The sequence below is a fragment of the Agrobacterium sp. LR_9 genome, assembly GCF_041954855.1.
In the GTDB taxonomy this organism is placed as follows: domain Bacteria; phylum Pseudomonadota; class Alphaproteobacteria; order Rhizobiales; family Rhizobiaceae; genus Agrobacterium; species Agrobacterium leguminum.
Genome location: NZ_JAVAYA010000045.1, coordinates 1 through 13,553, shown reverse-complemented (window position 1 = coordinate 13,553; position 13,553 = coordinate 1). Strand labels below are relative to the sequence as shown.

Genomic DNA, 13,553 nt, shown 5'->3' with positions numbered 1-13,553 from the left:
AAAAAAGCCGAGGCTCTAATCGCAGCCGGATGAAACTTCAGTGGCAGGTCAGCGTTCATAAAACACTTTAGGTGTCGAAGTAGTGACGCCTTCTTCAGGGCTGTATTGCTATACCTCATATGGCCGCTTGGGGCAGATAGCGAACGTCGGCGAGGCCCAGCGGTTCGTCCGCGTTTGTCGACCTTCTTCGGTGAGCGGACCGTGTGGAGACGGTGCCATATCAGCCGTTCCGTGGAGGGCAAGCCGCCGGACGGCGATGAGCAATTTCAGTGCGTTAGGTCTAATAAGACGAGTGGAGCGAGCGTTCGAATCCATTCAAGAGCTTAAAAGGCTGGCAGCCACGCGGCGCAAGAAAGGGATTGCGAGATTAAAATGAAAGCGTTATATGTAGATACGTTCCTACATGGAGGCGACTATGGCTACGACTAACTTGACCAGCCGCGAACTGAATCACGATGTTGGCAGAGCGAAAAAAGCTGCTGAGGCAGGGCCTGTCGTCATCACCGATCGAGGCAGACCTTCGCATGTGTTGATGACGTACCGTGAGTTTGAGCGTCTGACAGGTAAGCGTCACAATCTTGTCGATGCGCTTTCAATGCCAGGATTGTCGAATATCGATTTCGATCTGTCTCGGTCGGTCATTGCAACTCGCGAAGTTGATCTCTCTTGAAATACTTGCTCGACACAAACGTTGTCTCCGAGCTCCGTAAAGTGGGTGACGGTAAGGCTGATCTGAACGTGACGACTTGGTTAGGTGCCAAGGATTCTCGTGATCTGTATATTTCTGCCATAACAATTTTAGAGCTTGAGCGCGGGATACTCAGCATCCAGCGCCGTGACATCGAGCAGGGCTCTCGCTTACGAACCTGGATGGATAGCCGAGTTCGACCGGAGTTCGCTGAGCGCATGATCTCTATCGATGAAGCAATTGCGACGCGATGTGCTCACTTGCATATTCCGGATCGCCGCAATGAAGCAGATGCACTCATTGCTGCGACAGCGATCGTGCATGGACTAGTGGTTGTCACACGCAACATTCATGATTTCCAAGGTACAGGCGTTGTTCTCGTAGACCCATGGCGTGCCTAAAGACCGGCATGCGGGGCGCCTTGAAATTGTTTCTGCGAGCTCGGCAGGAACCTCATTGAGTTTTCGAAATGCAGAGGTCGGCCGTTCAGATTATATCAAGGCGAAATGGCTTCGAGAAACAAGCTCGATACCTCAAAAGATATGTATTTTAACCTGTTGCTGGAGATGAAGGTCATAACGTAATATGCCCAAGGGTAGCGATGTTGCGTACTTCCGGCAGCAAAGGATTGCGGTTGTGGGGACTCCAAATGGCGTGAAGCTCTGCAACACATTCTTCTCGCAAATCCAAGGATCGAAAGATCACATCATCGAAGCAGGCGTTTTGGGTGCCGGCCGGAACTAGCGCCAGGCCGATGCCGGCGCTGACCAGTGAGAGGATGGCCTGAGAATGGGTCATGCTTTGAACGACGCGGGGGGCAATACCGTTCTGCTCCATCAGTCTGGTCAGCTTGTCGTGCAGATAGCGTGCAGGCGGGGAAAACATGATGAAGGGCTCACCATTGAGCGCATCCAGCGCAGGTCGGCGTTTTGCGGCAAGCGGATGCGCGCGAGGGATGGCGAGCATCATGGGTTCGCGCGCAACGCACAGGCTTTCCAGATGATGATTGCCGGTAAGCGGGCGGGAAAGTCCGAGATCGATATCGCCGGCATTGATCGCTTGAAGCTGCTCGGCCGTTTCCATCTGCACCAGTTCGAGTTCGACCTGAGGTACGGCAGTACGCGCCCGACTGATGAACCTCGGCAGGAAACTATAGGTGCTGGCGCCGACAAAGGCGATTTTCACTGCCCCCGCACTCCCGCGTGCTGCCCTTCTTGTCGCGGTTACCGCTGCATCCCCCTGTTCAAGCAGTTTCCGGGCCTCCGCCAGAAACGCTACCCCTGCCGGCGTCAGGACGACGCTGCGGCTGGTTCTCTCGAAGAGTGTGACGTCGAGTTCCTGCTCCAGCAGCTTGATCTGCCGGCTGAGTGGAGGCTGGGTCATATTCAAACGCCGGGCCGCGCGGCTGAAATTCAGCTCGGCGGCGATGGCGACAAATGAACGGACCTGTCCCAAATCAAGCATCTATTCAATCCTGGTATCAATATCCAACAGAAAACAACTTGGACTTAAATTGATTGCCGCGATATCAGTCAAGACGAGGGCCGCTCGGCGGGTGAAAATCAGAGAGGCGAAGATGGATACGCAGCCAGCAAAAACCGGCCACCGGCAACAGGCCCTCGGCGCAGACAGCATTGCCTGGATAAAGCTTTCCTCGATCTTCCTGCCGCTGAAGGCGCCGATAAGCGATGCAAAGGTTTTGACCGGCAGGCAGAGGCCTTTGACCGAAGTCGCTTTTCTCTTTGCGGAAATAGAGACGAAGCACGGCCATAGCGGCATTGGGTTCAGCTATTCCAAGCGTGCCGGTGGTCCGGGTCAATATGAACACGCCAAGGAGATCGCGAGCGTCCTTATCGGCGAAGACCCGAACGACATTGGCAAGCTGTGGAACAAGCTTTGCTGGGCCGGAGCGTCGGTCGGTCGCAGCGGGCTTGCCGTCCAGGCGATAGCAGCCTTCGATGTGGCCTTGTGGGACCTCAAGGCGAAACGTGCAGGCCTGCCGCTTGCCAAGTTGCTCGGCGCCCACCGCGATTCCGTGCAATGCTATAACACATCAGGTGGCTTCCTGTCGTCGCCGATTGAGGAAGTTCTCGATAATGTCGAGCGCTCGATTGCTGCGGGCATAGGTGGGATCAAGATCAAGGTCGGTCAGCCCGATATGGCTGTCGATCTCAAACGCGTCGCGGCGGTGCATGAGCGCCTCGGCGGCAGGGTGGCGATGATGGTTGATGCGAACCAGCAGTGGGATCGCCCCACCGCTATGCGTTTCGGCCGTCTCATGGAGCCCTATAATCTGACATGGATCGAAGAGCCGCTCGATGCCTATGATGTCGAAGGCCATGCGGCGCTCGCCGCAACGCTCGATACACCGATCGCAACCGGCGAAATGCTGGCGAGCGTTCTGGAGCATATCTCGTTGATTGAGAATAAATCCGTCGATTTCATCCAGCCCGATGCGCCGCGCGTTGGGGGCATCACGCAATTCCTGAAAATCTGCGCGCTGGCAGAGTCCAGGAAGCTGCAGCTTGCGCCCCATTTCGCCATGGAAATCCACCTCCATCTGGCGGCCGCCTACGAGCTTGGGCCTTGGGTGGAGCATTTCGACTGGCTCGATCCGCTTTTCAACGAGCGGCTGGAGATCAGGGATGGCCGCATGCTGGTGCCAAGCCGGCCAGGTCTTGGCATTACGCTTTCGGAACAGGCCGATCACTGGACGCGGGCCACGGCGGAATTTGGCAAGCGGCCGTAAGCGCGCTGCGTCAGGCGGTGCCGCGGGCAACGATGTGGAAATCGATATTGATCATGGCCTCCACATTCCCGTCGCCTTCTATCTTTCTGAGAATGGAGCGCGCTGCCTTGGTGCCGATGTCACGGCGATCGATACGGATCGTTGTCAATGGCGGGTGTGTGTAGGGAGCAAAGTCAAAATCGCCGAAACCGATAACGGCGAGCTGATCGGGTATGCTGCAGCCGCGTGCATTTGCTTCCGCTAGGGCGCCGTGGGCGACGACGTCCGATGAACAGAATACGCCGAGCGTGCCCTGCCCACTGTCCAGAAGCTGCGCCATCGCCAATCTTCCGTCCCGAAAGGTAGAGGGTGAATTCATTTCCAGCGCTGGTAACTCGACATCCGCGACCCCTCTGAGGCGACCGACGAAACCGTCGCGGCGCTGAACGGCGCGGGGATCGTTGGCACCGATCTGGGCATAGCGGTCGTAGCCCTTGACCAGCAGATGCTCGGCCGCCAGAGCGCCAACCGCCGCATGCGAGAAGCCGACCGCAGTGTCGAGCGGTGAGGGGGTGGAATCCCATATCTCGACAATCGGCAGGCCCGCGCCTGTCAACATGGCGCGTGTCCCTTTAAGATGCGTGATGCCGGTGAGGACGATGCCATCGGGACGGCGTGCCAAAATCGCGCGTGTCAGTTCCAGCTCGCGGGCATTGTCATAACCGGAAAGGCCAAGCAGCAGTTGATAGCCGGCGGCGACGAGTTCAGCGTTAAGCCCCTCGATAGTCTCGGCAAAGATCGTGCTGGAAACGGTTGGGACGATCGCAGCGATCAGCCGGGTGCGCCGGGAAGCAAGGCCGCCAGCCAACAGATTAGGCACATAACCCGTTTTTGCGATCACCCGCTCAATCACCTCCAGCGTGCGGGGCTTGACCAGAGCGGGAGTATTGATCGCCCGGGAAACCGTGACCGGCGAAACGCCCGCGAGCTTTGCAATGTCGGCGAGCGTGACCGGCCCGCCTGGTGCGATATAACTGCTTTTCTCGTGGTCGGCCATTTTTCATTCCCCTCAAAATGATTTACGCTTTCATTTTGAGCTTAATCAAGATGTTCGTCTAAAGTATTGTGGTGATTCAAGTTAATATGTTGAAACTTAATGATTAAAAAAACACCGTCTGCGGTTGCGGAAGAGATTTTTGGGGCTAAAATGAAAGCGCTTCCATTTCTTCGGGAGGAGGGTTTCGAAGGGTGGTGAGCAGTGCTGGCGGGAAGCCAGAAAAGTGGAGGAATTACTATGAACCTCAAGCGTTTCATGACGTTTGCGGCTGTCACAGCCGCAATATCCGCAATCGGTCTCCAGTCCAGTTTTGCCGAAGACTATCCGTCCAAGACGGTGACCGTCATTGTTCCTTTTGCCGCAGGCGGCAATACGGATACATTCGGCCGCCTTGTGGCTGAAGAATTGGACAAGAGGCTGGGACAACGTTTCATCGTTGAAAACAAGCCCGGTGCCGGCGGCAATATCGGCCTTGGCGACCTCGCGCGGTCAAAGCCTGATGGCTATACGATCGGTATGGGAACGGTCAGTTCCAACGCGATCAACCAGACGCTCTACAAGACCCTGCCTTATGACAAGGAAAAGGGATTTGCGCCGATTTCGCTGATTGCAAGCCTGCCGAACGTGCTGGTTGTCAATCCCGATAAGATAAAGGCGAATTCCGTCAAGGAGTTGATCGCCTTCCTGAAGGCGGAGCCGGGCAAGCACACTTACGCCTCTTCCGGCGTCGGGACGTCCATCCATCTTGCGGGCGAGCTTCTGGCCACCAAGGCCGATCTCAAGATCACGCATGTGCCTTACAAAGGCAGCAGCCAGGCCATTCTCGACGTTGTTGGTGGCCATGTGGACATGATGTTCGATAATATTCCGACCGCTGCCCAGCAGGTGAAGGCCGGCAAGGTCAAGGCGCTCGCCGTCACCAGCCTGGAAAAAGCCAGCTTGCTGCCCGACGTGCCGACCATGGCAAGCGTCATTCCCGGTTTCGAGGCGACCTCCTGGCATGGCCTGTTTGCGCCTCCCGGCACCCCGCCGGAAATCGTCGAAAAGCTCAGCAAGGAAGTCCAGGAGATCATCGCGGATCCGGCGATAAAAGCGAAACTCGAAGCAATGGGTGTGACGCCGGTCGGCAATACGTCGGTCGAATTCCAGGCGTTCATCGACAAGGAAACGACGAAGTGGGCCGAGGTCATCAAGGCCGCGAACGTCCCGCCGCAGTGATGCAGGCTGCCGGCCGGTATGATTTCCTTCGATGTCATTCCGGCCGGCACATTTCCACAGCGAGTATAGTGCCATGCTGAAGATAAAAAACGGTCGCGACTTCGCCGGCGGCGTGACGATGATTTTTGCCGGCCTGTTATTCATCTGGTTCGGTCGCAATCTGGAGGTCGGGAACTCGTTCCAGATGGGCCCCGGTTATTTCCCGACCATGCTCAGCCTGATCTTGATGACGCTTGGCGCGTTCATCCTCATCCAGTCGCTGATGGTAGGCGCTGAGGAAGGTGAGACCGAAACCTGGAACTGGAAGGCCTATTTTCTGGTGATCCTCGCTCCCGTCGGCTTCGGTCTCGTGCTGGCGGGGCTTGGCCTTGCACCCACGATGTTCCTGCTCATTGTCGGGGCATCGGCGGCCAGTCGTTATGTCAACTGGCGTCATTCCATCCTGTTGGGCCTGTTCCTGGCGGGCTGCTCCGCCCTGCTTTTCACCAAGCTCCTCGCGCTCCCTCTCCAGGCTTTCGGACCGTGGATCCCCTTCATCGGTGACTTTTTCTAGGGCTCGCCAGTCAGCCCCGAAACCGGATTGGATTACTTATGGACATCTTCTCTAACCTCTGGCTCGGCGCATCCACCGCTTTCCTGCCGATGAACCTGCTTTACGGCTTCATCGGCTGTCTTCTGGGAACTGCGATCGGGGTGTTGCCGGGGCTTGGGCCGACGGCCACGATCGCGATGCTCTTGCCGATCACCTTCGGCTTGCCGCCGGAATCCGCCCTCATCATGCTGGCTGGTATCTTTTATGGCGCGCAATATGGTGGCTCGACAACGGCCATTCTCATCAATCTGCCAGGGGAAAGCTCTTCGGTCGTCACCGTGATCGACGGTTACCAGATGGCGCGCACCGGCCGCGCGGGGGCAGCGCTCGCAACCGCAGCCCTCGGCTCCTTCTTTGCCGGCACGGTGGCGACCATCCTGCTTGCGGTTGCCGCGCCGCCACTTGCCGCAGTCGCGCTCAACTTCGGGCCAGCCGAATATTTCTCCCTTATGGTTCTGGGGCTTGTCGCCTCCGTCGCGCTGGCAAGCGGTTCGCTGCTCAAGGCCTTCGCCATGATCGTCTTCGGCCTGCTGCTTGGCACTGTCGGCACGGATGTCGAAAGTGGTACACCACGCTATGTCTTCGATATTCCCGAACTCTATGATGGATTGAATTTCGTTGCCGTCAGCATGGGCATATTCGGTATTTGTGAAATCCTGCGCAATCTGGAAAACGAGCAGGAGCGTTCGGTTGGCGTCAAGCGTGTGACGGGACTGATGCTGACGAAAGACGATTTCCGGCGAATTTGTGCGCCCGTTTTGCGTGGCACCGCACTTGGGTCCTTCCTCGGTGTTCTGCCGGGCGGTGGGGCTATGCTGGCCTCCTTCGCCGCCTATGCTGTGGAAAAACGGGTTTCTCCCAACCGGGTCGAGTTCGGCAAGGGTGCGATCGAAGGGGTTGCTGCCCCTGAAGCCGCCAACAATGCCGGCGCGCAAACATCGTTCATTCCCATGCTCACCCTCGGCATTCCCGGAAACCCGGTCATGGCGTTGATGGTCGGTGCGATGATAATCCAGGGCATCACGCCCGGCCCGAATGTGATCTCCGAGGAGCCGAGCCTGTTCTGGGGCATGATCGTCTCCATGTGGTCGGGTAATCTCATGCTCGTCATTCTGAACCTGCCGCTGATCGGGCTTTGGGTCCGGATGCTGACCGTGCCTTACCACCTTTTATTTCCGGCGATCATTGGCTTCTGCTGCATCGGCGCTTACAGCATCAACAACAGCGTTTTTGATGTCTTCGTCATGGCAGGTTTCAGCATTGTCGGTTTTGCATTGAGCAAGATGCGTTTCGAACCGGCGCCTTTGCTGCTCGGCTTCATTTTGGGGCCGATGCTGGAGGAAAATCTGCGCCGTGCGATGCTGATCAGCCAGGGCGATCCGACGATCTTTCTGCGCAGCCCGCTTAGCCTGTCGCTGTTGATCTTTGCGGTTGCGGTGCTGGCGCTGGTACTGTCGCCGAGCATCAGCCGCAAACGGGAGGAAGCGTTCACCGAATAGTGAGATTATAACAATCCCATCAGGTCGCTCGGCGACTATCTTGCTGCGGACGATCCGAAGCCGCGTGGCGACGGCCATGAAGGTTGTCCTGTGTGGGGGTATCGATGTATCTGGGGGCGGATACTCATTTGAACCTGCAGGCACATGGAAACATCGCTTTATCTGCCCATCAAAGGCTTTCTTGAAAAGGCGGGTTACACCGTCAAGGGCGAAGTTGGCGGTTGCGACCTTGTCGGTTTGAGCGATGGCGATCCGCCGGTTGTCGTGATTTGCGAGCTGAAACTGAGTTTCAATCTGGAACTCATTTTGCAGGCCGTTGATCGCGCGGCTATCGCCGATGAAGTCTGGATCGCGGCTCGGGTCTCGGCCAGGGGTAAAGGCCGCGAGGCCGACAGGCGTTACCGCGACCTTTGCCGCAGGCTCGGGATCGGCATGCTCGGTATCGCCGATACCGGCGAGGTCAGCATGATCGTTGGTTCGATATCGCCGATGCCGCGAACCAATCCGAAACGGCGGTCGCGGCTCATGCGTGAACACCGGAAACGACGCGGCGATCCAACAGCAGGCGGAAGCACCCGCGCGCCGATCATGACCGCGTATCGCCAGCAGGCGCTTGGCTGCGCTTTGGCGCTGTCGTCAGGGCCGATGCGTGTGCGTCAGGTCAGGTCCAGCATTCCGGATGCAGGGAAGATCCTGCTTGCGAATGTTTATGGCTGGTTTGAGCGGCTCGATCGAGGAGTGTATGGCCTGACGCCGGCCGGATGTGAAGCCTTGCAGCGATGGCCGCAGCAGGACTGCATTTGAGGCCGCGGTTTCACACCACTCCATTCAGATCTTCGGCGTCGGCTTGCGTCCCCGACTCACCTTTTGGGGGTGCTCTTTCCGCATTTGTTCCACCAGGCCGTCAATGCTTCCATGGTAGGACCAAGCCCTCTGGCCTTAAGCGGCCATCGGTTCGATGTCTTCTTCATTCAAATGTTCGACGGTCCACTTCATGATCAGTGGTAGGGGGACCACCGCCACGCCGCTTCTTACTGAAAAGGCGAAGCTGATTTACCAGAGAGGCGCTTGGCTGGCCGGAAAGGCGCAGAATAGCAGCGTTGCTATCATCTTTTTTGTGACAGTTGAGGCAAGCCGGAATATTCGTGCCGAATCTCCGTGGCTTGTTCGGCTCATCTACAACGATTGTGGAATAGCAGGGGCGTCAGTTTGAGTCTTTTCAGAATCCGGACCGGCTGCACAACAGACAAAGCGATGGCGCCTCGCCGGCATAAGTCAACCAGCTACCTTTCGGAATGATTAGATGACGATCACCAGCATCTGAGAGATTGCGAAATTGCGCTCACGGTCAATCAGAACGGGTGGCCCCTTGAAAGCGACCGGCTGCTTTTCCACCCCGAAATCCATAATGCCTTCAACCGCATCGACATCGTGTTCATCCCAGGAACTCCCACAATGGGCCAGAGTTCCGCGAATGAAGAGACCTCGAAACGGAACTGGCCAATAATAAAGGTCGAAGTCGCTTATGTTGTACTCCATTGGTCATGCAAACCACTAACGGGGCTGGTTATTGCTGGTCCCCAAAATGCATTGAGAGCGAACATGGAGCTCAACTGAGCGCTGACCCTTTGTAAGCTGGGGGCCGTGTGATCTCGTTCTCTGCGTCGATTCCGCACCGCTATCGACCGAACTGCTCGGGAATGGTACGCTTAAGACTTACCGGGCCTAAGACACGGCATGTGGATCAATAGGGGCATGATCAACGCTGACAGCCTTCCTCCGGAGTGATGCCTCCGGACGTGTACGGTAGCCCCGCTATATCTCTGCCCATTAGGCGCCGCGGCACGTTCTTGATTTGCGCAACTTTCTGGGGACCCGCATGCTCATTCTTTTCACAATTCTCATAGGATTCGTTGCCGGTCTACGCGCCATGACCGCTCCCGCCGTAGTTGCCTGGAGTGCCTATCTCGGATGGTTCGATATTTCACAAAGCAGTCTCTCCTTCATGGGGTCGATCTGGGCCGTGGCGATTTTTACCGTGCTTGCCATCATCGAACTCATCACCGACCAGCTTCCCAGCACGCCTTCACGCAAAGTGCCCATGCAGTTCGGAGCACGTATCGCGGCGGGCGCTCTCAGCGGTGCGACGATCGCCGCAACTGAGGGCATGGTGGTTGTTGGGCTCCTCGCGGGTGTCGTCGGCGCTGTGATCGGAACATTTGGCGGTGCGGCTGGTCGCGGCTATCTCGCCAACCGGTTCGGCCGTGATCTCCCCGCCGCCCTCATCGAAGATGCGGTCGCCATTGCACTTGCACTGCTCGCCGCGACGGCCGTGTCATGAGGGAGTACGACGCGATCTTCATTGGAGCAGGACAGGCCGGACCGTTCCTCGCCGCCCGCATGGCCGCGATGGGCCGCAAGGTAGTCCTGATCGAACGGAAGTTTCTTGGCGGAACCTGCGTAAATGCCGGATGCATGCCGACAAAGGCCCTGGTCGCCAGTGCCAAGACCGCCGAGGTCGCCCGGCGTGCATCGGAATTCGGCGTCAAGATTGATGGCGAGCCCATCGTGGACATGTCGGCCGTGGCAGCCCGCGCCAGGAAGGTGACCCTAGACGCGAGAAGCGGTCTGGCGGCTTGGTTCGACAGTCTCGAGACGATGGATGTGGTCTATGGCCACGCCAAATTCGTCGCCGCGAAGGCGGTATCCGTGGAAGGGAAGCGCTACACCGCCCCGCAGATTTTCATCAATGTGGGCGCGCGGCCGCATATCCCCGATGTTCCGGGCCTCGCCGACGTGCCTTATCTCACGAGCACGTCGATGATCGCGCTTGAGGAATTGCCGAAGCATCTGGTCATTCTCGGTGGCAGTTATATTGGATTGGAATTCGCCCAGATGTATCGGCGCTTCGGCGCGGAGGTCACTGTCATCGAGCGCGGGCAGCACCTGGCGGCTCGGGAGGACACGGATATCTCGCAAGCCATCGCGGATGTACTGACAAAGGATGGCATCCAGATTCTTCGGGGCCACAATCTGCTATCCATTGCCAGAGACGGCGCAGACGTGGTCGTGCGGACTGATCAGGGCGAAGTTCGTGGCAGCCATGTCCTGGTCGCCGTCGGACGTCAGCCGAATACCGACGATCTCGGGCTCGATCTCGCAGGCGTCGAGACCGATCGGCGCGGCTTCATCACCGTCGATGAGCGTCTGCAGACGACTGCCGACGGTGTCTGGGCACTTGGCGACTGCAATGGGCGAGGGGCCTTCACCCACACATCCTACAATGATTTCGAGATCGCGGCGGCGAACCTCCTCGACGGCGGCGACCGCAAGGTGACCGACCGCATCCTCGGCTATGGCCTCTACATCGATCCACCGCTCGGGCGTGTTGGCATGACAGAGCGCCAGGCGAAAGAGGCCGGCCACCGGATCAAGGTCTCGACCCGTCCCATGAGCCGCGTCGGCCGCGCCGTCGAGAAGGGCGAGACGCTCGGCCTCCTCAAACTCGTGGCCGATGCCGACACCGACCAGGTACTCGGTGCCGCCTTTCTCGGGGTGGGGGGTGACGAGGCGGTCTATGGCGTTCTCGATGCCATGAACATGGAAGCCACGACCGAAAAACTTAGATGGGCCGTACCGATCCATCCGACCGTCGGCGAACTGGTGCCGACGTTGATCGGCGACCTCAGGGAACCTGACGCTTAGCCAGGACCGAACAACATTGAAGCAGTCTGCCAATCTCATTGTTAGGGAAACAGTCCCACCCACTGCAGACCCAGTTCGTGGGGCGGAAATCTTGATTGTGGGTCGTACCTGTTTGGGCGGCAGCCATTTACAATGGGCCCAGAGAATTGGCAGGCTGCTTACTGCCTCTAAAGCAACCGTGACGTTAAACCAAGCTCTTGCTTAGCCTGCCGATCTCGTGCTGAGGGAGTTTGTAATAACAGCGTCGGTGGTTTTGATCCCATCAAGGCGAACGTCCCTGCCACCCGTCTCAACGACAGCGGATCCGAAAACAAAGTAATTTCGCTCGTCTCGATAAGAAGCTGTCGTCGGCCCCGTCCGTGGCAGTTCAAGGCATGGCCGAACGCTGAACCGGCGAACCGCCTTAGCTCGACTGAGCGGCCGCGCTGAGCTTGCGACTTCCCTCAAGCAAATGACGCTGCAAAATTGCACTCGCAGCGTCGATATCCCGATCTCTGCAAGGCTTTAGCAGAGCACGGTGCTCGTCCTGCGATTGCTGGTCATAGTCTAAGCTGGATAGCAACACCCGCACGTAGCATGTTGCCGTTCAGGCATATCCGGCGAAAAGAGGAGAGTAGCTGCCCTTGAACAGCGTAACGTCAGCAGAGTGGCAGGAATTTGTGATCCAGAGGTCGAGGAAGCTTCCTGACCCCGCCGTGGCCGAGGCCCTGTCGAGGTTTCAGCTGGTGTCCGGAGGACCCCAAAACGAAACCGCGGACGCGTGCATTCATCGCGGCGATCTCGCGATTGACGGGGATTTCGTCCCGTCTTCATGGATCACTGTCATCGACGGAAACCTGCATGTCAGCGGCAAAGTCTCAACATGCATCGAAGGGGGCGATGGGCATGTTACCCTCGTTGTCTTTGGCGATCTGAACTGCGGCAGTATCGACAATGACTGGGCCAGCATTATCTTCGTCACTGGAGATGCCGTCGTCAGGGACTGGGTTTTTGCGTCCAGGGAAGACTCGTCGATGGTTGTCGGTGGCGATTTCAGGACGCCGATTTTTATCGGTGCCGATATCTGGGTATCTGTCGGCGGCTCGGTCGAGATGGAATACGGATACGGGTATGCAGTCGCTCTTGCATGGTTCGCTGATGCCTATGGTGCACCCCAGGTCCGGCCGACATATGGTTGGCGCGAGTTGGCCATGAAGCTCGGCTTGGGGCAGGGTCGTATTCGCGAGGAGCAGCTTATGGAATTGCTGGAAGAGCGTTTGCGAACGACAGGAAGCCTGTTGCGCCCGGTGTGAACGCCGGGGCATGATCCTCAACTGGCTGCATCCATCCCGCAACGTTTACTTTCGGACGCGGCGGTCTGATCCCATGGACGATGATGAACCGGAGAAGAAAATGAGGAGCGCAGAGCGAGCAAGTCCGCTTCGGTATCTTGAGATATCGACCATTGGCAGCTTCTGCGCTGCATTTTTGAGTTTCGGGGTGGCCACGGCGATGCCGGCGGACACGACGGCGGAGCGTCTTCTCACTATCTGTGAAGCGCCCACCGTGCAGACCGCGATGACCAAGGGTGACGAACTTGGCTGGCCGCGGCTGACCGATGCGGAAACAGAGGAGTGGCGTCGTAGCTTCGTCGCCCATAATGGCGGCTCGGTGGACGTTGTGGGCTGGCGGCAAGAGAAGGCAGGCGGAGCCGAGTCATTGTCTTTTTGGCTTGCTGCTGGTCCGAACGGACACAAAGCATGCGCATATTCCACGCCAAGGCCTGCCGGTTTCCTGGATGCGTTATCGGAGAGGCTTGGTACACCGGATAATCTGGACAAGAATGACGCGATCGAAAGTACGACAGCCTGGTGGAAACGAGGTGCGGTCGAGTATTCTTTTGTTCAGGTAGGTTCATCCGCCGTCATCAATATCAACTCAAGTCGATGAGATAATGGGAACAGCCGAAGCGTATTTTACGTCGTTACCGAGCAGAAAAATAGACGGAAAAGGTGTCGCGCGTGTCACTTGCCTGACTCAATTGCTGTGGGTTCTGAGGAAAACCAGACGTCCGGATAGATGGCAAT

At 57.7% G+C, this 13,553-nt stretch carries 14 protein-coding genes and 2 pseudogenes; 11 read left to right on the top strand and 5 right to left on the bottom strand.

Annotation, left to right across the window (positions count from 1 at the left end; genetic code table 11):
• The first annotated feature begins 415 nt into the window (after positions 1–415).
• Both RAC79_RS25280 and RAC79_RS25275 read left to right on the top strand, forming a co-directional pair.
• On the top strand, positions 416–670 hold the full coding sequence (locus RAC79_RS25280; RefSeq protein ID WP_078053837.1) for a type II toxin-antitoxin system Phd/YefM family antitoxin: 255 nt from the start codon (positions 416–418) through the stop codon (positions 668–670).
• Positions 667–1,089 (top strand): type II toxin-antitoxin system VapC family toxin, encoded by a 423-nt coding sequence (locus tag RAC79_RS25275; RefSeq protein WP_078053807.1) that lies wholly within the window; start codon positions 667–669, stop codon positions 1,087–1,089. The genes RAC79_RS25280 and RAC79_RS25275 overlap by 4 nt, the downstream gene beginning before the upstream one ends.
• A 172-nt stretch (positions 1,090–1,261) precedes the next feature.
• Here the strand turns inward: RAC79_RS25275 and RAC79_RS25270 are convergent, their stop codons facing one another.
• Complete coding sequence (locus RAC79_RS25270) at positions 1,262–2,152, bottom strand: LysR family transcriptional regulator (RefSeq protein ID WP_078053806.1); 891 nt, start codon at positions 2,150–2,152, stop codon at positions 1,262–1,264.
• Between the two features lie 112 nt (positions 2,153–2,264).
• Here RAC79_RS25270 and RAC79_RS25265 point away from each other — a divergent pair, with 112 nt between their 5' ends.
• Complete coding sequence (locus RAC79_RS25265) at positions 2,265–3,437, top strand: mandelate racemase/muconate lactonizing enzyme family protein (RefSeq protein ID WP_374997677.1); 1,173 nt, start codon at positions 2,265–2,267, stop codon at positions 3,435–3,437.
• A 10-nt stretch (positions 3,438–3,447) separates the two neighbouring features.
• On the opposite strand, the gene RAC79_RS25260 is transcribed toward RAC79_RS25265, so the two are convergent.
• Positions 3,448–4,473 carry a LacI family DNA-binding transcriptional regulator gene (locus RAC79_RS25260; protein ID WP_080821247.1) on the bottom strand — a complete coding sequence of 342 codons (1,026 nt, stop codon included), beginning with the start codon at positions 4,471–4,473 and terminating at the stop codon, positions 3,448–3,450.
• A gap of 237 nt (positions 4,474–4,710) precedes the next feature.
• Here RAC79_RS25260 and RAC79_RS25255 point away from each other — a divergent pair, with 237 nt between their 5' ends.
• From RAC79_RS25255 to RAC79_RS25240, 4 genes are all read left to right on the top strand, one after another.
• Positions 4,711–5,691 carry a tripartite tricarboxylate transporter substrate binding protein gene (locus tag RAC79_RS25255; protein ID WP_080821248.1) on the top strand — a complete coding sequence of 327 codons (981 nt, stop codon included), beginning with the start codon at positions 4,711–4,713 and terminating at the stop codon, positions 5,689–5,691.
• Positions 5,692–5,764: 73 nt separating this feature from the next.
• Complete coding sequence (locus RAC79_RS25250; protein WP_080855003.1) at positions 5,765–6,244, top strand: tripartite tricarboxylate transporter TctB family protein; 480 nt, start codon at positions 5,765–5,767, stop codon at positions 6,242–6,244.
• A 38-nt stretch (positions 6,245–6,282) separates the two neighbouring features.
• Positions 6,283–7,782, top strand: coding sequence for a tripartite tricarboxylate transporter permease (locus RAC79_RS25245; RefSeq protein ID WP_220319381.1), 1,500 nt, complete (start codon positions 6,283–6,285; stop codon positions 7,780–7,782).
• A gap of 144 nt (positions 7,783–7,926) precedes the next feature.
• Positions 7,927–8,586 carry a DUF2161 domain-containing phosphodiesterase gene (locus RAC79_RS25240; protein ID WP_078053800.1) on the top strand — a complete coding sequence of 220 codons (660 nt, stop codon included), beginning with the start codon at positions 7,927–7,929 and terminating at the stop codon, positions 8,584–8,586.
• Positions 8,587–8,642: 56 nt separating this feature from the next.
• Here RAC79_RS25240 and RAC79_RS25235 read toward each other — a convergent pair.
• A pseudogene (locus RAC79_RS25235) lies at positions 8,643–8,723 on the bottom strand (transcriptional regulator); the annotation flags it as partial.
• Between the two features lie 361 nt (positions 8,724–9,084).
• Positions 9,085–9,309 (bottom strand): annotated as a pseudogene (locus RAC79_RS25230) (glutathione S-transferase N-terminal domain-containing protein); the annotation flags it as partial.
• 352 nt (positions 9,310–9,661) lie between these two features.
• On the opposite strand from RAC79_RS25230, the gene RAC79_RS25225 reads away from it, so the two are divergent.
• Both RAC79_RS25225 and RAC79_RS25220 read left to right on the top strand, forming a co-directional pair.
• Positions 9,662–10,123: a DUF4126 family protein gene (locus tag RAC79_RS25225; protein WP_078053798.1), complete on the top strand. Its 462-nt coding sequence runs from the start codon at positions 9,662–9,664 to the stop codon at positions 10,121–10,123.
• Positions 10,120–11,487 carry an FAD-containing oxidoreductase gene (locus RAC79_RS25220; RefSeq protein ID WP_078053797.1) on the top strand — a complete coding sequence of 456 codons (1,368 nt, stop codon included), beginning with the start codon at positions 10,120–10,122 and terminating at the stop codon, positions 11,485–11,487. The genes RAC79_RS25225 and RAC79_RS25220 overlap by 4 nt, the downstream gene beginning before the upstream one ends.
• Positions 11,488–11,890: 403 nt before the next feature.
• Here RAC79_RS25220 and RAC79_RS25215 read toward each other — a convergent pair whose 3' ends face one another.
• On the bottom strand, positions 11,891–12,052 hold the full coding sequence (locus RAC79_RS25215; protein ID WP_374997678.1) for an FCD domain-containing protein: 162 nt from the start codon (positions 12,050–12,052) through the stop codon (positions 11,891–11,893).
• A 58-nt stretch (positions 12,053–12,110) separates the two neighbouring features.
• On the opposite strand from RAC79_RS25215, the gene RAC79_RS25210 reads away from it, so the two are divergent.
• Both RAC79_RS25210 and RAC79_RS25205 read left to right on the top strand, forming a co-directional pair.
• Positions 12,111–12,779 carry a hypothetical protein gene (locus RAC79_RS25210; protein WP_078053769.1) on the top strand — a complete coding sequence of 223 codons (669 nt, stop codon included), beginning with the start codon at positions 12,111–12,113 and terminating at the stop codon, positions 12,777–12,779.
• 73 nt (positions 12,780–12,852) lie between these two features.
• Complete coding sequence (locus RAC79_RS25205; RefSeq protein ID WP_374997676.1) at positions 12,853–13,416, top strand: hypothetical protein; 564 nt, start codon at positions 12,853–12,855, stop codon at positions 13,414–13,416.
• Positions 13,417–13,553: the final 137 nt, after the last annotated feature.